The 22,492-nt window shown below is 36.0% G+C and carries 14 protein-coding genes; 4 read left to right on the top strand and 10 right to left on the bottom strand.

The genetic code is table 11. The features are described from left to right. Nucleotides 1-304: 304 nt before the first annotated feature. Nucleotides 305-478, bottom strand: coding sequence for a hypothetical protein (locus GCCT14_RS05355; RefSeq protein WP_157952437.1), 174 nt, complete (start codon nucleotides 476-478; stop codon nucleotides 305-307). Between the two features lie 153 nt (nucleotides 479-631). Further along, complete coding sequence (locus GCCT14_RS05350) at nucleotides 632-946, bottom strand: hypothetical protein (protein WP_157952436.1); 315 nt, start codon at nucleotides 944-946, stop codon at nucleotides 632-634. A 211-nt stretch (nucleotides 947-1,157) separates the two neighbouring features. Here GCCT14_RS05350 and GCCT14_RS01005 point away from each other — a divergent pair, with 211 nt between their 5' ends. From GCCT14_RS01005 to GCCT14_RS00995, 3 genes are read left to right on the top strand one after another with little or no spacing between them, the layout of a single operon-like run. Further along, nucleotides 1,158-1,892: a TrmH family RNA methyltransferase gene (locus GCCT14_RS01005; protein ID WP_108623836.1), complete on the top strand. Its 735-nt coding sequence runs from the start codon at nucleotides 1,158-1,160 to the stop codon at nucleotides 1,890-1,892. A gap of 42 nt (nucleotides 1,893-1,934) precedes the next feature. Then, entirely contained in the window at nucleotides 1,935-3,428 is a 1,494-nt protein-coding gene (gene proS, locus GCCT14_RS01000; protein WP_108623835.1) for a proline--tRNA ligase, read from the top strand. Then, nucleotides 3,425-3,970 carry a hypothetical protein gene (locus GCCT14_RS00995; RefSeq protein WP_108623834.1) on the top strand — a complete coding sequence of 182 codons (546 nt, stop codon included), beginning with the start codon at nucleotides 3,425-3,427 and terminating at the stop codon, nucleotides 3,968-3,970. Before proS ends, GCCT14_RS00995 begins: the two co-directional genes overlap by 4 nt. A gap of 17 nt (nucleotides 3,971-3,987) precedes the next feature. Here the strand turns inward: GCCT14_RS00995 and GCCT14_RS00990 are convergent, their stop codons facing one another. After that, nucleotides 3,988-5,796: a hypothetical protein gene (locus tag GCCT14_RS00990; RefSeq protein WP_108623833.1), complete on the bottom strand. Its 1,809-nt coding sequence runs from the start codon at nucleotides 5,794-5,796 to the stop codon at nucleotides 3,988-3,990. A 260-nt stretch (nucleotides 5,797-6,056) separates the two neighbouring features. Here GCCT14_RS00990 and GCCT14_RS00985 point away from each other — a divergent pair, with 260 nt between their 5' ends. Continuing rightward, complete coding sequence (locus GCCT14_RS00985; RefSeq protein WP_157952435.1) at nucleotides 6,057-6,626, top strand: hypothetical protein; 570 nt, start codon at nucleotides 6,057-6,059, stop codon at nucleotides 6,624-6,626. An 8-nt stretch (nucleotides 6,627-6,634) separates the two neighbouring features. Here GCCT14_RS00985 and GCCT14_RS00980 read toward each other — a convergent pair whose 3' ends face one another. From GCCT14_RS00980 to GCCT14_RS00950, 7 genes are all read right to left on the bottom strand, one after another. After that, the gene (locus GCCT14_RS00980; RefSeq protein WP_157952434.1) at nucleotides 6,635-9,907 is read right to left on the bottom strand and encodes a hypothetical protein; all 3,273 of its coding nucleotides are present in this window, start codon (nucleotides 9,905-9,907) and stop codon (nucleotides 6,635-6,637) included. Between the two features lie 510 nt (nucleotides 9,908-10,417). Continuing rightward, complete coding sequence (locus GCCT14_RS00975) at nucleotides 10,418-10,591, bottom strand: hypothetical protein (RefSeq protein ID WP_157952433.1); 174 nt, start codon at nucleotides 10,589-10,591, stop codon at nucleotides 10,418-10,420. Nucleotides 10,592-10,601: 10 nt separating this feature from the next. After that, nucleotides 10,602-13,592, bottom strand: a complete 2,991-nt coding sequence (locus GCCT14_RS00970) for a hypothetical protein (protein WP_157952432.1) — start codon at nucleotides 13,590-13,592, stop codon at nucleotides 10,602-10,604. Further along, complete coding sequence (locus tag GCCT14_RS00965; RefSeq protein WP_108623828.1) at nucleotides 13,517-13,984, bottom strand: hypothetical protein; 468 nt, start codon at nucleotides 13,982-13,984, stop codon at nucleotides 13,517-13,519. Before GCCT14_RS00965 ends, GCCT14_RS00970 begins: the two co-directional genes overlap by 76 nt. A gap of 218 nt (nucleotides 13,985-14,202) precedes the next feature. Beyond that, entirely contained in the window at nucleotides 14,203-16,014 is a 1,812-nt protein-coding gene (locus GCCT14_RS00960; protein ID WP_108623827.1) for a hypothetical protein, read from the bottom strand. Nucleotides 16,015-16,193: 179 nt separating this feature from the next. Next, a complete protein-coding gene (locus tag GCCT14_RS00955; RefSeq protein WP_108623826.1) occupies nucleotides 16,194-18,008 on the bottom strand; it encodes a hypothetical protein in 1,815 nt (604 codons plus the stop codon). Nucleotides 18,009-18,406: 398 nt separating this feature from the next. Then, nucleotides 18,407-22,066: a hypothetical protein gene (locus GCCT14_RS00950; RefSeq protein ID WP_108623825.1), complete on the bottom strand. Its 3,660-nt coding sequence runs from the start codon at nucleotides 22,064-22,066 to the stop codon at nucleotides 18,407-18,409. Nucleotides 22,067-22,492: the final 426 nt, after the last annotated feature.

The raw sequence follows: 22,492 nt of genomic DNA, 5'->3' as shown, positions 1-22,492 counted from the left end.
GGTGAAGAGATGTTAGAGGTTATTGAACGGCCTAGAAGACCTTCTAGACCTCCCATAAGAGAAGTTCTACCAGTTGACAGGCCGCGATTCCCGCCATTGCGACTGAGAGGGGCATAATCGATATCTTATAAAAAATTATAGGCATCTTCAGTTCTATATACATCAAAGTGTTTGTCGATAAAGAATGTTATTCAAACGCAAATATAAAAACCTATCAATGCGGTATAATTTTACTATATCGAAAAAATAATCTCATAATGTAGCCTGTCTCGCGGTTATTCTACATTAAAGATCTCAAATTGGACTATTCATCTCTAACTTCATCAAGTTCGTCGGGAGCAGGAAGCAACGGTAACAATCCGCCAAATAGGAAGAGGGGGCTTTTCAGCCAAAGTGGATTGTCAAGAACTGTCTTAGTTGTAATTTGTCTGGTAGCCCTGCTTTTTGCAGTGATTTGTTGCGCCACTCTTCCGTTCATGTATGCCCGTGAACACTGTAATAATGGGGTGTTCAAATCTGGTTCAGCTTGCAGCACGACTGCATCAACTGTCAACACTACTAGCGGCCCACATTGGATGACATGTATACAAACAGCAGGCTCTCTGTTTGTGATATTTTTCGTAATTTTTTTTCAACTACTTGAAGCTTTATTGATTTCTCTTTCCCCGTCAGAATCGTGTGTCGAAAGATTGGTTATGTTTATTATTTTCTTATCTACAAGTATCTTCTTGTTCTGTTTCCAATCATTCGTAAGCTCACACACATCATGCGGAAGTTGGGAACAGGGCGTAGCATTGTCTACAACATTTGTCTCGACACTGATATCATTTATGTCAACTCTTGTTCCTCCAAGTGGAGCATTAGAACGACCAAGTTCGTCAACTTCTACAACATCCATTTCTTCAAGTGAAGAGACTTCGGAGCCTAGAGGCCAGGACGAAGTCACAATGGAAACAGTTACATGCGGTGAAGGAGAGCCATCCGAGAGTGATGAAGATAATGACGATCCAGGAGAGGGGCCTTCAGGCTTGTGAACATAAACGAGAGCAAATGCAACTTAATTCATCATCTCTTTATCTATTTTTATAAGAATGCATACAATGAACAGGTAGTCTTTTATCAAAAAATAATAACTTATAAACAATAGGAAAGATAGAATGGTTGAGGCTATCGTCAGTCGTTCTAATGCTCGCTTCAAATTGTGGAAGAAGCAAATCAAACAAAATCATGATTCCTTTCTTTTAGCTGGGGAAGACCTTTTGGAGGAGACCATAGATGTTTTTATTCCAAAATTACTTTTCTCTTCTGAAATTAAACTTCTAAATAAGTGGATTAATAACTACTCAATCAAATCACTCTTTCCAGAGCCACACCTTCTATCGCAAAATCTTTTAGAAAAGATTTCAGGTCTAAAAACCTTCAAAGGAGTTTGCGCCATTGGAAGTTGCAAGCCTTATTCCATGCCTGTATCGGGTCGATTTCTTTTCCTAGATACCATTCAAGACCCAGGCAATTTTGGTATGATAATACGTTCATGCTTAGCATTCGGATGGAATGGCATCTTTTACACTCCCAACTCTTGCTATCCATATCATCCTAAAGTTATTCGCGCATCTCGAGGCGGTATCTTTGAGCTACCTATCAAAAAAACAACGATTAAATCTTTTTTAGAAAAGACCCCAACCGATCAAATATGGGTAACAGACAAAAAAGGCTCTCTTTCCCCTCCTTCATCTTTAGCTAGTAGTTCTATTTTTTTGGTCATAGGTAATGAGGGGAAAGGAGTTTCTCCTGAATGGCCATCTACTTTTAATAAAGTATGGATACCAACAGAAAAAGAATCACTTAATGTTGCTTGCGCAGCGACACTTCTTCTCTATAGTTTCAGATAAAACGCTACAGCTCTTACTCTTTAGTAAAAAGGAGGTAGGCTAATGTCGAATGGCTCTAGCAAGACATCGATTTCTATAACGAGAAACGAAAATTTTAATGATTGGTTTCACGAAGTTGTGAAAGAAGCAGAACTTGCCGATCATTCCTCAGTAAAAGGATGCATGGTTATCCGACCATGGGGCTTTGCTATATGGGAAAGAATTCAATCTATCCTAGACCGTGCCATTAAAGATACCGGACATGAAAATGCTTATTTCCCACTGTTTGTCCCATTACATTTTTTTGACCGTGAAGCTGAACACGTATCTGGTTTTGCTAAAGAATGTGCTGTAGTAACCCATCGAAGGTTAGAGCAAAATGAGAATGGAGAATTCATTCCCGCAGCGCCACTTGCAGAACCTTTGATCGTGCGCCCAACTTCAGAAACTATCATTGGAGAGATGTTCTCTAGATGGGTTCACTCTTATCGTGACCTTCCTCTGCTGATAAACCAATGGGCGAATGTAGTCCGATGGGAAATGCGCACAAGGCCATTTCTGCGCACATCAGAATTTCTTTGGCAGGAAGGACATACTGCTCACGCAACAGAAGAAGAAGCGCTTATTGAAACAAGAACAATGCTTGATGTGTACGAACGTTTTATCCGTGATACACTTGCTATTCATCCAATCAAAGGAAGAAAAACAGAATCTGAAAAGTTCCCTGGAGCCAAAGAAACTTATTGTATTGAAGCTTTGATGCAAGATAACAAAGCATTACAAATGGGGACATCACACTTTTTTGGAGAAACATTTGCTCGCTCATTCAACATTCAGTTTTCGAATGAGAAAGGCAACCTTGCCTACGCTCAAACGACCTCTTGGGGAGTATCTACGCGTCTGATTGGAGGGTGTATTCTTTCTCATGGAGATGATAATGGCTTGATATTGCCTCCTACAATTGCACCAAAGCAAATAATTATTCTGCCCGTACATCGATACAAAGATGACACAACTGTGATCGAATTTTGCAAACGATTAGAAAGAGAATTAAAATCTATTCATTTTCAAGGAGAATCTTTACGAGTCCTGTTCGATCAAAAAGACATGAGCGGAGGAGAAAAGAAATGGAATTGGATACGAAAAGGAGTGCCTCTCATACTAGAGATTGGCCCCAAAGAAGTCTCCAGCAACTCACTTAGATGGATAGAAAGAACAGACCTACAAAAAAACAAAATATCCATTTCTACAGAGAAATTCCTACATGAAGCACCTTTCTTACTAGAAAGCATACAAAAAGAAATTTTACATCGTTCAAAGAAAAGAACCATCGAGGGCATCCATGAGGTTCACTCAAAAGAGGAGTTCGAACGTTTTTTCGAGAATAAGAACGCTGGTCTCGCACTTTGTTATTGCTCTGATGAACTTTCCACTGACTTAAAGGAACGTTTTCATGTAACGCCCCGTTGCCTTCCACTTGAAGAGACAACATGTGGAACATGTATTTTTTCAGGACAATCTATTTCTTCTCGAGTCTTGATTGGAAGAGCATATTGAAAAAAATATTGGAGTGGCTTGGATTTATACTCAGGCCACCTCGCTGCCTTCACTGCAAACATCCTCTCAAATATCCACATCTCTTTTGCAGGGAATGTGGATCACACCTAGTTTTATATGAACAACATGAAGCTTGCCCAGATTGGATGCTAGTATTATTTGATTGTGAAGGGCCAGGTTCGTCTCTCATCAAATCATTACATTCAGATAATACGTTTTCATTGTTATCGCATTGGATGATGTTAAAATGGCTACAAGAACCTAGATCGGTAGATGCAGTTATTTCACTTCGCAAATGTGAATCAGAATTATGCTGTCCCTTCATTGAAAGCCTAGGATACAAAACATTCAAAAGCTCACAATTAACTTCTACTCTTCTGATACTTGTTTCACAGATAGATTCTTACAAAGAACTCTCTCTTTATATAGAAAGGGCTACCAATAATGGAATCAAAGAAATTTGGGTGATCACCGGAACTGTAAACAATCCAATTTTATTTAACAGATTTAAAAAAATATTGTATCGAAATAATGATAAATAAATCGAATACCACTTGTACTACATCTTTCTTCTCTTTGAAGTTGATGGGCCTTCCTCCGGATCGGAATGTTGCTCTGGTTCACGATCTAGAGCCCTATTTTCAAATAAAGTCAAATTTTCTCTCCAAAAATCTTGGAATCCTTCAAAAAATAATGATACACAAAGATGAGACCTAGCAAATAAAGAAAACAAATGCGACCATAGTACATTGAGTCTACCGACAGCACCTCTTTCTCTTTCATCATCAAGTAAAGACAAGAATTGCTGTCTCATAAAAACAACAGAACAGAAACTAATGAAACTGAACTCACAAAAAGGAAGCGCAAAAAGCAACGCACGAAAAATTTCTATTCTTGAAAAATTCATATTTTCTACGTCACTTCTTCTACGAAGTAGGCCTAATCTTGCTAAAACTAAAGAACGCGCAGACTCTCTACAAGAAAAACGGTCGAAAATATTCGAAAGAATAATCCAATCAATGCAATTCCTGCCACACGGTGGGCCTCGATCATGCAACAAGGCATTATTCAATAAATCTACTCGTTGTTCATCAGTTAATGATAGACGTGATGAAAGAATCGAAAGAGCAGTACCAGCAGAAAGAGAAGAAAGAGTTCTCAGGCATGTAAATCTGTCTGGGTATAGTCTTAACGACCGTTGAACTCTTACAGAAACACTTAATCGGCTTCTACAATACCTAGTCCAAGGAAGCCAAAAAGCGGCAAAAATGGGACGCAAATGTGGAATGATACTTTGTGAACCAAAAAAAGAGCTGGCCATTGTGCCAGATCTTCCATCACAGTCGTACATTTCTTGGTAAAAGCTTAATATTCTGTCACCAGAATTTAACGACATTCTTGAAAAAAACGCTAAGGCAGAAACTTCAAAAATAGGAAAGACTGCTCCTTGACTACCTGCATTACTTGATCGATATAATATTCTGTGTTGAGCTCCATTAGCGTCAGAAAATGCAATTACAATAAGTCCAGAAATCATTATACATTCACGAATGAAATAATGGTAAAGGCCAGGTCTCGCAAATGGATCTAGTCGCACTATAATTCTTGCTAAAACCCTTCTCCACATAGTACGACAGAAATTCAAATGAACCATTGAACATGGTCCAAAATCTGAAGCGACATGTGATGCAAATAAAAAACAATGAAGTATCGGATTATATGTAGAAATTCCATTATTATTATTTTCCATTTCAAAGAATCTACAGTTATTCATAAACATAATGAAAGCGAACCGAACTCTTGAAATGAACCCTTCTTCAATTCCCTCAAAAAGATCTATTGGAAAAAATGTGTGGCTTGATGTCAGAAAAGGATCATTCTGAATGTTAAGAGAAAATGGAATGATAGGGCCATGAGTATATGTTTCTGATGCTACTACTGCCCTCAAATAAGATTGTAAACATTGTATTTCATAAATAAAGCCTAAATTGTTTAATCCACAAGCAGTAAGAGAGGAACGTAAATTAATGGTGTATATTGGGAATGACTCGGATAATAAGTCCATCGTTGCATGAATGAAACAAATTTCGTCACATAGGACTAATAGAGATGAAACCGGAATATATAAAGAAAAACTCTCTTGTCTAGATCTCTCCATTATCCTGAAAAAGGATCTCATTCTTAAAACTTCTAATCCTGAATCTGATAGCAAAAAAGCTGATGGAAACCTTCTAAAAGCAATCTGATTTTCAAGAACTACCAAAATTCGTCTGAAAAGATCAAAAAGTGAAATAAACCCATCTGGTGCAGGTCGAGTCGAAAAATTAAAAATTAAAAATGCCTGGCCAAAAGCAGTAGAATGGATCACAAGTTCAGTTGATAATTTTCGTTATTTACAATAGAAAACGAGAGCAAAAAGCAAAAATCTGGATAATCTGTTTATTTCTCTAATAATCGGAATAATCTTATAACATTTTTTTGAATGAAAGAGCTAGAACTTAATGGATAAGCAACACAAATGAACATCTACTTTTTTATAAAAAACGGCGTTAATATAAATGAACAATCTGTTCCCGTATTGATCACAGCCAAAACAAACAGATGCCACGAGCAGGGAGGTTTTTTCCAATGAAAATAGCACCACATATCTCATTGTCAAAAATGGTAGCAGATATTTCTTCGTCAGCGATGGTTGCTTCGCTCTCTTTCCATGGAGCTAGAACTACAAATGTTATCCTTTTTCATATGTATTTCTATTGTTCTACTGTTTTGGCATTAATAAGCATGGCAATTCATTCTATCTCGTTATTGAGTCATCTATTTGATCGTTCAATTGAATCAATAAGTGAAAATTTTTTAATTAAATTCGCGAAAAACTGTACACGTACTATCGGCCAATGGTTTCAATCTTTCATAATGACGTATATTTGCATGGACTGCATACTCAAGATTTTACCATTCTCGATCATGACAAAGACAACGAAAGATTTCGCTTTGGTCACATTTGCCTGTTACATCTCTTTATTGAGCCTATCTCTTTTTGCTATTTTGTTTCTTTTTGTATTCAAAAATTTTGCATGTCCTGACGAGGCAACTACAAAAAATCCGATTCGAAACACATTCATAATTATTCTCAATTTAACCCTCATGGATGCAAAATTATCACTGTTACCAAAATTGCGCTTTGCCGTTCGGTAGATTTAGTCTTAGTCTTCAAGAGGTGGCATGTCATCGTATGTATCGGAATCAGAGTCTTGACGTTCTGCCTCAACATCTGCTTCCTCTTGAACAATAGGCTCTGAGATCGAAGTTCGACTTAATCTTCTCTCTTCCTCAGTCCATCTGATTCCAAATACTTCTATTGCTATTCTAAGGTAAGAATACAAAATGTCTCCAGAAAATAGCTGACGGAATCCGGAAGACAAAATAAATGCCATAAAATCATTCCACAATTGTTCTCTTCCAGTAAACGTACTTGTAATATTGTTAGAAAACAGGTCCTTTAACAAACTTTGACTCATTGCTTTCATATGACAGAAAGCTTCAAACGATTCTTCGCAGAAAGGAAGATAACGAATTATTTTTGTTAAAAGAACCTCAATGTGAATAATGATTTCATTTGAGTAAAGATGACTATCCAATTTTGCAATTAGGGATTTGATCAACTTAATAAGACATAAACTAGAATCTCTTGACTGTGAATAAGTATTGAACGTCTCACGAAGGGACACATTTTGCATCCATAACGCGCTAGTCCTAAAGAGATCTTCATGTGAAGTTTCTTCACTGCCACTATTTGACCCAACCTCTGATTCATCTGACCAATTTAAAGCTATTTCCAGTAGACACAAATGCTCTAATCCACTGACGACACTATTCTCTAACGCGACCAAAGCGGCGCCTGAACTTAAAGAAGAGTGAGATCTAACATTTACTAAAGAATCCAATGACATCTGGCAAGCACTCAAAACTGGATGAATTAAACTCTCACAACATTCAAACCAAGGCTGAAAGACTACATGCAAAGACGTCCGCAGACTAGGCACAACACGATGAGGGCTTAGGAATGGCCAGCCATCATTCTCTTCGTTACGACCAGATTGAGAATAGAGGGATAAAAAAGACCTACAAAGAGACTCAGCGGAACGTGTATCTTCGGATCTCCATATGAAACGCAAATAAAACTCATTGATAGCATAAGTGTACGACATTTCTGAATTAAGACTTGCAATTGTATGCCTAACAATTGGAGAGTCTTCCGAATTGTTTTCACCAATTTCCTCAGAGAAACAAGAACAAATAACACCTGAAATATTGAACAATTCCCATATCAAGTATTGAAAGAATCCAGGTCCAGAAAAGTGTTCTAAAACAATTTTTAATTCATTGACAAAACTTTTAGAGAGTCTTTTTAGAAGGTCAAGAGTCTCTGAGGATATGTCTTGTAATGAGGCAACCCAATTTCGCAATACAGAGAAAAATATTTTCACAATCATGGATATGAACTGAGGCTTGTTACGCACAGGCACACCTAAATTCTCCAACATTGCAATAAAGCTTCTATACTCAAATCTAAAAAACACTAGATCGACAGGCGAAAATTCTATTAAAACTCTACTTATGAAGAGATCGACGTCTTGATAAAAAGGGTCATTTGAAAAAGAAAGAGTTGGTTCAATATCCGATGATAGACTAGACGATCCAGAACACCACGCATGTCTTAAGTAAGATTGTAAGAAAAGTATACTTTCGGCCACTTCTGAAGTAACTCCAGAACTTTCAAGGCAATCTGTAATATTTTCGACAGCTAAAGGCAAATAATCACTAAACAAGACACCGAAATTGAACATGGAAAAAATATCATCGAGTACTTCCAACATACTAGAAATAGGAAAAACTTGAACAGCGCCAAAAACCCCTACTGTATTTCCACGAGAAACCGATCTCAATAAACGTATTATATTTCTTCTAGATGGTGTAACGAAAGATCTTTGGAAAAAAAACCAGCCCTCTTGATTGATCAAAATATCCAACACTGCTTGAATAATAGCTAGTGGAGAAAATTTCCCTGTTCGATTAGCTGTCAATGGCAAATGACACAAAAGAAAAGGCATTCCAGTTGATATTTCTCTTTTTACAAAAGTTATATTTCTTCCACAAAAAATAAAATTAAGAAGCTCTCTCCAAGAAAATGACTCTCTTTGTTCTTGAACAAAATTCATACTACTCAAGCTAAAAAGAGCCAAGATCGCTTGAGTTACATTCTCAGAGTTTCCATCACCAATCCGAATGCATTCATTTAATTGAGAGAAAACATGTTGCATGGTGATTCGCATTTGAGCAAATCCTAAAAGAGAATTTTCGCATAACGGCAAAAGAAGTAATATGCGAGTAAAGCAAGATTGCAAACAAGGCGATAACCCCTCACTCATTTCGCAAGAAATCAATTCTCGAATTTGCGTTCGAACTTGTTCTCTTGCTAAATTTCTATGCCGTTCATTTGAATAAAATCCGTCTGTCAAAAATCTACTAATATCAGCACAAGTTAACGCCTCTTCAACTCTCATACCCAACACACCGCCAAGAAAATAAAGTTGATTTCTGGTGGATAAAGGTGCATCAATTGGATGTGGAATTGGATCATAATGGTTATGACTTTCTAAAATAAAACTTGCTCTAACAAGATGAGAATTACAATGAGCAAGCCAACGTGAAAGCAAATGTGTTAAGAGGCCTTCTGTCTCCGGACGAACTCTTGTGCTTGCCACGGAAGGCCATGTTACCTCTCTGTTTCGTCCCCTTGGAGTATAGAATCTCATAAAGAGTTTAGCTAAAACTCTTAGGGATAGAGATGAATCTTCACGCAAATTTGAGAGAAGTTCTACATCCAAATGAGGATATAAGCGATAAATCGTGCATTCATTTCCTCTATCCATAGATAGACGAATTACTGGCTCAGTCGAACTTTCATCTATAGGTATAGAGAAGGCCTCAATCATAAGTCCTGTAAAAACGAACAACTCTCCTATTAGATAAGAGAAACTTTCTACGTTAGAAAATCCTATCAACCTACTTCCAAGATGCGCCACGAATCTTTCGGAGATGATCAATCCAGTAGGAATGTCTTCCGTCTCAGTTACGAATCGAACCAATGAACGACAAAAAACGTAAGAAAAACTATCGCAGAAAAAACGAGCTCCTTCATTTACCATTGGTAAAGTGTTAGATATTTCTTCCCTGTAACATGATAAAAATCTTGATGTTTGTCTTTCATCAAAATTCAAAGTGTCTTGCAAAAAAGAGATGTGCTCTTCTGTAGAACCTGAAATCAGTACAGGATCGGATAAATAATCGATATGAAAAGAAGGAACGACACCTCTACTTTCTTCCATCCACAAATGTCTTGTGTAAGATTGTAAAAGACAAAGCTCTCCTCTAAGCCTACCACTTTCTTCTTCAGAAAATAATAGACTTCGCAAGGGCTCCGCCCCAACTCCAACCTCTATTAAGGCAGAAGCTCTCAAAATAGACTCTGTACATTCCAAAAAAGCAAATAACGGAACGAAAATTGGGGTTAAAATTTGATTTTCTGTGCCTATTAATTGAATGACGTTATCTAACCTAATAATATCTCTTCCCGAAAGTAAAAGATCGTTATATAAGCTATTTCTTTCGATAGGTCTCAGGAGAGCAATTCGCTTTAACAGGCTTAATATCCTTCTTAAAACTATTTTTTGTGGAAGAGATATTATTAGGTTAGAAATAATCCATCATCCCTGGAAAGCTCATCAACAGAAAATTCATAGATTAAAAAAGAAAACCCTGTAGAAACTTCTCTTAGCATAAAAATATATTAGCTAAACTGAAGCTAATTATTACAATAAGTTTCTTATTGAATCTTTTAAAAATTCTGACAAATAAGACATCTCTTGACTGGTCTATATCTAGACATCTAATTAAATTATTAAATTTCTTATATGAAATGGCTCTTAATCTTCCAGAGGTGGCATATCGTCGTAATCTTCATCTGAAGTACTTTGCTGTTCTGAGATAACGGTTTCATCCTGAGAGACAGACACATCAGAAGAAGTAACCAATTGATCTTCATCAATGAATCTCACTCCGAGAAACTCTATTGTTCTTCTAAAACAAGAGGCAATCATACCCTCTTCATCAAAGACACTTAGACACTGCATTAAATAGCGTGGAAGATAGAAAAAATGCCATAAAATCATTCCATAGTTGTTGTCTTCCGGCGAAATTACCCATAACTTCGTTAGAAAGAATACAACTTATCAAATGATGACTCATAAGTCTTATTCGGCAAAATTCTTGGAATTCCTGCTCATAGAAAGGCATATAACGAGTTAATTTAACAAGAATTGACTCTGCCTCTACAAGGTTATCATACGACATCACTTCACTATCCAAAATTGACATCAGATCTCTAATTAATAAAATGAGACGCAATTCGACGTTGTTTGAACGCGAATACCTTGAAAACGTCATAGACAAAGACATATGATCGCCCCATCTCCTAGCAATACTTCTGAAATTTTCTTCAGATCCAGTGAATCTCTCTTCCACGCTATTTAATGCAGTGTCTAATAATTGTAAGTGTGCTTCGTCATTAGGGTCTGATAGATCCAAAGCAACCAAAGCTGCTCCTGATTGTAGGGAGGAATAAGATCTAAGCCGTCTTACAAGATCAACCGACATGCGACTAGTAAGTAGGACAGGGGCCATTAACCTCTCGCAATAATGAAACCAAGGTTCAAAGACTTTACTAAAAGGAAGAGAGAGCTCAGGTAAAATATGATGAGGGCTGGTGAATGGCCAATTAGCTTCCTGATTACGTCCAAAAGGTGTGTATAAAGATAAAAATGACCTACAAAGAGCTTCAATCGAACGATTTTCCAAAGATCTCCAAAATAAACGAAGATGAAACTCATCAATAGAATAAGTATAAGCTGTCATTAATCCACGTTGTTCAATTCTCAACATGATAATAGGAGAAGAACTATTTCCATCCTCTTGTATGGCATCAGAAAAACAAGCTCGAATGACACCTGAGATGTTAAAAATCTCCCAAATCAAGTATGAAAGAAATTCAGGACCAGAAAACGGCTCTAAAATGATACTTAATTCATTCACAAAGCTTGTAGAAAGTCGTGATAGCAATTCAAGATGTTCAACACTTAAATCATGTAATGATTCAGTCCAGCCTCGCAGAACCGTGAAAAACACTTTGACAATCATGGATATGAACTGAGGCCGACTCCTAATGAAAACATTTGCATTTGTTAATTCCATCATGAAGCTTCTATATTCATATCTGAATCCGAGCAATTCATCCTCAGAAAATCCACTTAAAACTTTATCCAGAAATTCATCAATATTTTGGTAAAAAGTGTCATTAGGGAAGGAAAAATATGCATCACTGGAAGACGATAAAATGGATGAACTAGAGCAGGATGCTTGTCGCAAATAAGATTGTAGAACAATTAAATTCCGATAAATATCTTGAGTCAAATTGGATTGATTTACACATTCTCTAACATTTTCAACTTCTGTAGGCAAATAAGGAGAAAATAAAATTGTAAAATTACACATAGACACAAGATCTTCAGCTACTTCTAAAAGATCAGCAATCGGTAACGCTTGATGTGTACCAAATATCCCTTCAATGTTCCCCCATGAAATAGCTCTATACAGTCTCATCACATTTCTTCTAGATGGAGTAAAAGAAGCCATTCGATCAAACAAAAACCACGCCTCTTGTCTAATCAACAAATCAAGAATCGATTGAATAATTTCCAATGGAGAAAATCTTCCTTCTCCAATTGGATGCAAGGGCAAATGACACAAAAGGAAAGGCATTCCAGTTGACACATCCCTCTTTAATAGACTTATTTGCCTACCACAAAATACAAACCTTATGAGTCTTCTCCAAAAAACTTCATTGCTTTGGTCTTGAAACAAATTTACACTGCTCAAGTTAAAAAGCATTAAAATTCCCTGCAAAACAGGATAAAAGGCCTCACTAGAATCACCATTGCTAAGCGTCAGCCACTGATTTAAACTATAGAAAACATGTTTCATGGTGATTCGCATTTGAGCAAATCTTATAATGGAATCTTCGCACAATGGTAAAAGTCGCAAAACAAGAGTAAAGCGCGATTGCAAACGATGTGAAGTGTGTCTAGCCCCCCAGGAATCTATCAACTCTCTAAGTTGCAAATGAACATGTTCTTGGACAATATTTCTATAGGCTTCATTTGAATAGAACCCACTTGGAAGCAATTGATTGATATCAGTAGATCTCAAGTCCTCTTCAAGTCTCATTCCTAATATTTCACCTAAGAAATGAATTTGATTTCTCCTAGATAAAGGACTCGAAACTGAATGTGGAAGAGTTAGATAATGTTCATTAATTTCTATAAATTCTCTGGTTTTAATAAGTTGCACATTACAAAATGCAAGCCAATGAGCAAGCAAATGCTCCAAAAGTCCCTCTACTTCTGGACGAACTCTTGTAATTGGTGGGAAAGTACATATTGAAGATGTGTTTCGTCCTGTAGAAGTGTAAAATCTCAAAAATAACTGAGATAAAGCTGATCCAGATAAAGGAGAAGATCCACGCAAATTCGAGAGAAGTTCCATTTCTACTCGTGGATAGAAACGGTGCATTCTTACTTGGCCAATTCCATTGATAGACACACGAATTACTGAACCGCGTAATTCACCCGTTTCGGTCTCAGAAAAGGCTTCAATCATAAGACCAGTAAAAATGAAATACATTCCAACTGAATATGGGAAACATTCAACATTTGATAAACGATTCAAGCGCTCGCCAAGATGATTCACAAATCTTTCAGAAATAATTTGACCAGCAGCAAAGTTGCCTGTTTCCGTTACGAAACGAACAATAGAACGACAAAGAACGTAGCAAAAACTATCGCAAAAGCAATCAATTCCCCTAAAACCAGGCAAAAGATTAGCAATTTCATCGCTGTAACATGAAACAAAACTTGATCTTAAGTCTGTATCTAACAAAACCGAAGTTGGTAACAATGAGACAGCTTCTCCTATAGGAGCCGAAAGTAATTGGGCGTTTCCAGTGTTTCCTGGAGTAGATGCCGTGCATACGACTGTAAAAGACAAACCTCCCCTCTCAGATGATTTCTGCCTTCTTCAGGAGCAAGTAAAGCTCTCAATGACGCTTCCCCGTGCCCTAATTCCACTAAAGTAGCAACTTGCAACAAAGATTCAGTACATTCCAGTAAAGCACCTAATGGCACAAAAACAGGAATCCTGATTTGTTCTTCGGAATCTAGTAATTGAATTGCGCCACTCAACCTAGAAATATCTCTACTAGAATTTAAGAGATCATCAATCAAAAGATCACTAGAAGAAGGCACAAGAAGAGAAACCCTATTCAATAGGTTCAATATTCTTCTTAAGACAGATAGAAGTGAAGCGTTTGACTCGGAAAAATCGTCATTGGAAGGTATGCAAACTAAAAAGAATAAATTGGTAGAAACTTCTCGTAACATCAACAAATAATAACCTAAGTAAAGCGGCTACTTCAATTAGGTTTTTATAAAACAAACTAACTATGCATTTTTGTATGGTTTCATCGGTATAAATCCATACATTCTATGTCAAATATTGACATATAGATTTAGTTGAATAATAAAAATATTATTCTTGGAGATAAGGATAGATAACTTAATGAACATACAAACTTTGTCTGTTCGAATTAAACCATCTATTAAATTCTTCTTCTCTTTGCTGTTGATGGCCCTTCTCCCGGGTCGGCATCCCCTTCTTGTCCTCGATCTGTATTAAGAGACTCAAATAAGGACAAAATTTGCCTCCAAAAAACATCTTGCTCATCGCCCAACAACAATTCAGAAAGACTTGACCTGGCAAATAAACAAAATAAAGCACTCCAAAGAGCATTCACTCTATCTGAATGTGTAATTTGACCATCAAGTATTGAAAGAAATCTATGACTAGTAAAAAAAACAGAACAAAAGTCCTGTATATTACTTTCATGAAAAGGAATGAAACGAATCAGCTCACGAAATGTTTCTATTTGAAGACTATCACTCCTACTAATTGAATATCCTCTAAGCAAGATAATCCTCTCTTCTATTAGTTGAAAAACAGAAGATCGAACTGAAAAACGAGCAAAAATATTTTCAAATAAAACCCAATCTAAACAATTTCGCCCGCATGCTGGACCTCGATCTCTAAGCAAAGCATTTCCTAAGCACTCTACTCTTTGTAAATCTGTCAACGATTCAAGTGATTCCGAGAGAGCCAATATGGATACTCCAGCAGAAAGGGAGGAGATCATCCTTAAGCTAACCAAGTTTCTCGTAGACATGGTCAATGAATCTTGAAGAAGTAAAAAAGAACGCATTCTCCTTCTACAATATCTAAACCAAGGCCTCCATACTGCGGCAAAATTAGGACTTAATCTTGGAATAATATTTTGTAAATGAAACGAGGCAATGAAATCTATCTCAACTTGTGAATCAGTTCTTCCATCTATGGAATAAAGGTTCATGAATAATCGACACATCGACTGATCAGAATGCACCTCTCTGGAAAGTGCAAACAACGTAAGAATCTCAAAAATTGGAACAATGATCCCAAAATTACCAGCGTTGCTTGACCAAGATGACAATCTAACCTGAGAACCATCAACATCTGAAAATGCAGCCAAAATAAGTCCAGAAACTAAGAAGCATTCACGAACAAAATAAGTGAACAATCCAGGGCTAGCAAATTGGTTTAGTCTTGTAGTTATTCTTGATAAAAGCCTTATTGCAATAACTCTACAGGAAGGAGCGTTCACTATAGGAACGTGCGCTGAATCAGAAGCATGACGAAATGAGAAATAGAGGCAAACTAATAAAGCTCTATACAAATTACTACCGAAATTTGCAGTCCCAATCGTAAAAAAATTATTAACTTCCATGAAATACTGATAACATTCTAGAAATCTGGCAGCAAAGCCTTCTTCTATGCCTTCAAATAGATCCAATGAAACAAATACATCGCTTGAACTCCAAAATGGATCATGAGGGGTTCGGTAAGAAAATTCAATATAGGGACTTGTTGTACTTATTTCTAAATTTAGAATTGCTCTTAAATAAGATTGAAAACAGACAAGCTGATGTAATAATTCAACATCGTCCAACTCACAAACAGAAAGAAAAGATCGCAAATCACTAGAGCGAAGTGGAGATAATTCAGATAATAAATTAGATGAATCATTGGTTAAACAAATTTCTTCAGATAAAATCAATAAAGAGGAAACTGGTAAATGAACAGAAAATATTTCTTCCCCAGATTCTTCCATTCTACGAATGAACTCTCTTAAACCTAAAACTTCACAAGCAGCCCTTGAAATAGGAAAAGATCCATTCATGTACTGGAATCTTCTTTGATTCTCAATAACGATAAAAAGTCGTCTTAAAAGAGCTAATATAGAAATAGACCCTTGTGGAGCTGGCCTAGTATAAAAGCAAAAGAGAAGAAAACGTTGTCCAAATGCGGTTTGATTTATCACTAGATTCTGTTTAGACTGTCGTTGGGCAGATTAATCCAAATTAAATAAACGCTACGATATCATTGTTTGATCAATCCAATAGCAAACTAGAAAGAGATATTTATCTCTCTTCCCAAAATTGAAATAATTTTCATGAAAAGAATACAACTTAGAAGTATATAATTCATGAAAAAATTATTTTACTCTAGCCTTCTTCTCTTTGAAGTTGATGGGCCCTCTCCTGGATCGTGATATCGTCCTCTGGCATGATCCGAATTAGGACTTTCAAATGAAGATAAAATTGTTCTCCAAAAATTTATGGAATCAGGCACTAACAGTACGGAAGCAATAGTAGATCTAGCGAATAAACAAAACAAACATTCCCAAAGTTCATCAACTGTTACCCTATTTCCAATTTGGAATTCATTGAACAATGAGAGAAATTGCCTACTCATGAAAAAGACGGAACAAAACTGACAAAAATCGCTTTCGCAAAAAGGCAAATAGCGAACGAAGTTTCGGAAAGACGTTACACGGTCCTCCATATTTCTAGAATTTCCGATTCTACAAAAAATTGAAACATTTTGGTGAATTAGAGTTATAGCTGCATTACTATTCGAGAATCTATAAAAGAGATTGGAAAGCAAAACCCAATCTAAGCAATTAGCGCCACATGGCGAGCCTCGATCACTTAATAATGCAGACTCAAACAATTCTACCGACTGCAAATTAGTAAGAGGTCTATTTGAGGCAAGAATAGAAGTGGCAGCTCCAGCAGAAAGTGAGGAGATCGTTCTTAACCGTATCAATGTGCTGGAAGATGAAATCAATTCTTCACGAAGGTTTAAAAAACAACTTATTCTTCTTCTACAGAATCGAAACCATGGCCTCCAAACTGCAGCAAAAATTGGATGCAACCTTGGAGTAATATTTTGTGAAGGTATAACGTCGTCAAGAACACCTGATAAAGATATATCTCTTCTTCCTTCAATGCCAAAGATGTTAAGGAAGGTCCTACACATAGTATCTTCGGAATTTAACGAATGTTCAAATATTGATAACAGCAAGGATTCAACAATTGGGAAAACTACTTGTTGATTATTAAAATCCGTTCTCCAAGACCAACCTTGAAGTATAGAACTGTTAATATCGGAACAGGCAGCTATAATAAGACCAGAAATTATAAAACATTCACGAATGAAATAATAAAAAAAGCCAGGCTGTACAAATGGATTAAGTAATCTTCCTATTATCGATATAAATCTCCTAGACATAACACGACAAAAATATGCCATTTCTATAGGAAAATCTTCCAAATCAGGAACGTTACATAAGGTGGAATAGAAACAAAAAATTTGGGCATTGTAAAACACGAGGCCATGATTCATATTCCCGATATCAAATAAATTATTACCTTCAAACAATTGGTGATATACCGCTCTAAATGAGTTAGAAAAGACTGGATTCATATCTTCGTAAAGATTGTCTGGAAGAAAATTCACACTTGGAACCCATAATGGATCACACTCATTTAGAAAAGACAACTGAATATAAGGGGGAAGAACTCTTGCTTCTACGTGCGCCATGGCCCTTAAATGAGATTGAAAACATAGAATTTGAAATATAAGACTCTGATCATCCAATTCGCAGGCAGAAAGAAGTGCACGTATGTTATTGGAGTATACTGGAAAAGTTTCGTTTAATAAATTTGGAATTATATAACTGAAACAAATCTCTTCAGAAAGAGTCAATAAATAAGAAACCGGGCAAAGAGTAGAAAACATTACTTGTTCTGACTCTTCCATTCTTGTAATAAAGTCGCTCATTCTTAAGACTTCTATACCAGCAGTCGAGAGAGCAATGCTTCCTCTAGCATTAAGAAATCGGCGCTGACTCTCAAGAACACGAAAAATTCTGTTTAAAAGTGCAAGAACAGAGAAATGCCCATCCGGCGCCGGATTGGTAGAAAGACATAATATGAAAAAAGGATGTCCGAAAGCAGTTGGATGTATCACTAAATTCTATTTCTACTATTACAGACGAAAGAATACAAATCACACTTGGAAAACATCAGTATTATATCTGATAAATGAGAAATCGGCTAATATATTCAAATTAAAACTTAAGTTGCTTTTTTGCTTCCCTTACCTCTTTTTCATGATCACGTGCAGGATCCCAAAATGCCTTTTAATAAATCCAATCAAACTTTTTAGAACTAAAAAAATCAAAATCGCAATTAGCATCGCTACAAAAGCAACGATTATAATCTTAGGAAAATAAACATTTTTCAACTTTGTGATATGCTTACTTAATTTAGATGAGACAAATCCAAAGTTGTAAAGGCATTTGCAATTAAGACAACGCCTCTTATCTTTAATTGTCTTCTTTAATGGCTCCTTTTTGTTTAAGGTCCTTAATCTGAATCTGAATCTGAATATTGAAAAAAAGGTCGCCCTCTTCTTATTGAGGGCCCTTCATATGGATCGGAATCTTGTGAAAAAGGTCGCTCCCTTCTTGTTGAGGGTCCTTCATCTGGATCGGAATCTGGCGAAAAATGTCGTGCCCTTCTTGTTGATGGTCCTTCATCCGGATCGGAATCTTGTGAAAAAGGTCGCTCTCTTCTTCTACTAGAGACCACATCCCTTCTATCTCTAAATCGGAAAGCTCTTTCAAGAAGTTCATCGATGTCCATTGATAAAAATATATAAGAAACAGTGGACCTAGCAAACAAACAATTCAAATTTCTCAAGAGCGCAGTTTGTTCATAAACTCCATTTTCGAAATTATCAATTAATTCAAGCGCATCTCTACTAGCAAGTAAAACAGAACAAAAATCGATAAAACTAGACTCACAAAAAGGAAGATAACGAAAAGCAAGTTTTAGCGCTTCTGTTCCGCCAACTTTGAGAACAATGCTCAATTGCTCAATAAGTAGAACGATTGCAGAATTAGAACATGAAAATTTGTCAAATAAACACGAAAGCAAAGTCCAATCTAAACAATTTCGTCCACATGGCAAACATCTATCACTAAGTAACGCGTTTCTTAATAACTCAACCCTTTGTGAATCTGTTAACAACATCCCCGATGAAAGAAGCGAAATTGATGATCCAACGGAAAGAGATGAAATAGTTCTAAATCTTATTAATAAATCGGTAGATGCGATTAATTCTTCTTGAAAACTCAGGAAAGATCGTATTCGTCGTTCACAATACCGAAACCAAGGTTTCCAGACTGCTGCGAAATTAGGCCTCAACATTTGATGTACATCTCGATCGAAAGGCACATCGAGATCCGCATTAGCAATTCTTCCTTCTTCATTGTAAACCCTAAGAAAAAGATGACACATCGAACATTCATCTTCAGAAGAGAAAAATTGTGCGTGCCTTTGCAGAAGAGCAACTTCAAAAAATGGCAAATTTAATAAATAAAAACTTTCACTACTTCCTATAGACCAACCCCAAATATCATGATTGTTGTTATCTGAAAACAAACCAATAATAAGCCCAGAAATTATAAAACACTCTCTAATGAAACAAGAAAAAAATCCAGGACGTGCAAATAGATCTATTCGCCATGTGATATTTGACATAACTTTTCTAAACATGATTCTACAAAAATACGCAAAAGATATGGGGAAATTAACCGATCTGGAAGCTCGAACTAAAGCTGAAATAAAACAGAAAAACATCAAATTATATGAAAAACGACCATGATATAACCCTATAATTCTATCCAATTGATATGCAGACATAACATCTTCATAACTCGTCAGAACAAAATTAACAAATGAATTACTAACGTTGTTAAACATATTTGCTGATAAAAAATTCAAGATGGAACAAGAAAAAGGATCATCAGGTGCTTGCAAAGACGAATGAATATAAGGTCCTAAAGAGCTTAATTCAGTGTTTAATATCCCTCTCAAATGTGACTGTAAGCATAAGATATATTCTTGATGTCTCGTTCTACTTAAACCACAAACACGAAGGAATTCATTTATTCTATTGGATGTTTCTGGTTGTTCTAACTCAAAAACACCCGGCATTGCAAAACTTAAACAAATCTCACCAACTAAAGTCAATAAAGATGAAACCGGAATAATTAAAGAAAATGACTCACTATGAGATTCTTCCATTCTCAAAAAAAATGGTCTCAATTGCAAAATCTCCAAACCAGCACGTGAGACGCGAAATGAATTTATTTCGTTTTGATATCTATTCTGACAATCAAGTGCATTAATAATTAATTTTAAAATCTCCAAAAGTGAAATGTGCCCTATTGGTGGAGGTATAGTAGAGAAATGGAAACGCACAAAAAGCTGTCCGAGAGAAGTTGGATGAGTCAAACGACCATGATCGATTCTTTCATCATGGATGGTAGTTGAAGAAGAAAACCCCTCATATCTTGCGTAATGTTGTACTAGTTGATTAGAATGATCAGATAAAATTCTTAACCAAAACAATTTCAATTGTTCTGTCAACAATAAAGAAAAAATACTCGATCTGTTAAATAAACAAAGTAAACTATTCCACAGTTCATCTATCATTCTTCCCTCATCAAAAAATGATAGAAATTGCATGCTCATAAGATAAACAGATGAAAAACTTGTAAACTCTCTTTCACAAAAAGGAAGATAACGAATGACAGAATGAAATGAGTTCATGTGCGAAGAAATAGAACTTTCTAAATGCACTCTGTTAAATTCTTCCAAAAAACTGCAAACTAAATTAATCGCACTATCTTGACACCCAAATCTACCAAATATAGATGAAAGAACCGCCAGGTTTGTCCTTTCACTAGCGCGTAACAAAGCATTACTCAACAAGTTAAGCCTCTGTTCATCTGTCAACGATTCAAGTGAGACAAGTGCAGAAAGTGCTGCACCAGCAGAAAGAGAAGAAGATGCTCTTACGCTTATTAAGGCATTTGGTGATTGAATTAATGAGTGAGTTCTAATGAAAGAATTAATTCGAGTTTGACAATATCTAAACCAATCACCCCAAATTTCAATAAAACATTGCTGATGAGAACCTAAAATATTTTGTGAAGATAAACATTCTACAATCATTCCAGAAATCGGAATATTTGTTCGTCCATCAACATTATAAATTCTCAAAAACAGCTGGCATATATCAATTTCTGTGGCGATCTGACCACGACAAGGCCCTGACAATAATAGAAGTTCAAAATTGGAAAAAATGCATTGGTGCATTTCACGATTATTTCCTCTTGTGAAGATTAATGTCTGAGATATATCTGCTGAAGAAAATACGGATATAATAAGACCACAAACTAGAAAGCATTCCTGAATAAAATAATAAAATGATCCGTGATGCGCAAATGTATCCAGTCGTGAACAAATTCTTTCCAAAATTCTTTTGGAGATGAGAGTGCAAAAAATTAAATTATTATTAAGAGAAAGGTTAGAATAGTAAACATCACGTAAAGCAAAATAAAAACAAGTCAAAGTGAAATTATAAAAATTGCGCCCTGAATTGATGCGAAATGATATGTTTGCAGATGTCAATTCATTGTATCTTCTCTGTAAAGAATTAACCAACTCTTGAGGAATTCCATCAAATATATCATCTGAGAAAAAACTAGTATTTGATACCCATAATTGGTCATTAGGGGTTTGTAAGGATGATCGAATGTAAGGCCCCAAACTCGTAGAATCAGTAGTCAATATTGATCTCAAATTTGATTGAAGAGATAGGATTTCGTTTATATATCCGCAATCACTAAAAGATTCATCTATTACCCGAAGATAATCTGAATTTATGAATGTGAATAAATTCACTGTTGTAAATGCTAGATATAGCTCCTCAGTAATATTCAATAAAGATGACACAGGCAACGGAATAGAAAAACTTTCTGCCCTAGATTCTTCTATCCTCAATAACACTGGACCTAAGCTCAAAATTTCTCTGTCATCATTTGAAAGAAAAGTCAAATTAATTGCGCTTTGAATTCTATTCCACTTCTGAAGAACACCAATCATCTTCCTTAAAATCTCCAAAAGTGAAATATGCCCTGTTGGTGGCGGTCTAGTAGAGAAATGAAAAGACAAAAAGCGTCTGCCTTGGAGATGTAAACGTTGCGCCTGAGTTTATTGCCAATTTCAATAACGAAGGCAGTAGCAGTAGCGCGCAATCCAGAATAATTTTTAGCGTTACAATCCATTGGAAAATTCAATTTGCATTAAATAATCCTTATTATTCCTATCAAATAAATTGAAAAGAACTTACAAGGACATGATACGTAAAAACTCAAATAGAGGTAGAATCTCATGCCATCTTAGAACTATCGTATAATTCTAAAAAATAGTATAATTCTAATGACGCATCTATGAAAACATAAAAAATATGCACGTATCTGATAGCACATCTTGCCCACAATTTTTTATCAAGAAAGCTGCTGCTGTTTCATCAGCTATCTTGTTGGCTTCTTTGTCGTTTTTGCGAACCAATTTATTAGCTATGCGTCTGTTTCTTTG

Source organism: Candidatus Similichlamydia epinepheli, assembly GCF_003056015.1.
Note: the sequence above shows the minus strand (reverse complement) of the source record. Positions and strands in the feature narration are given on the sequence as shown.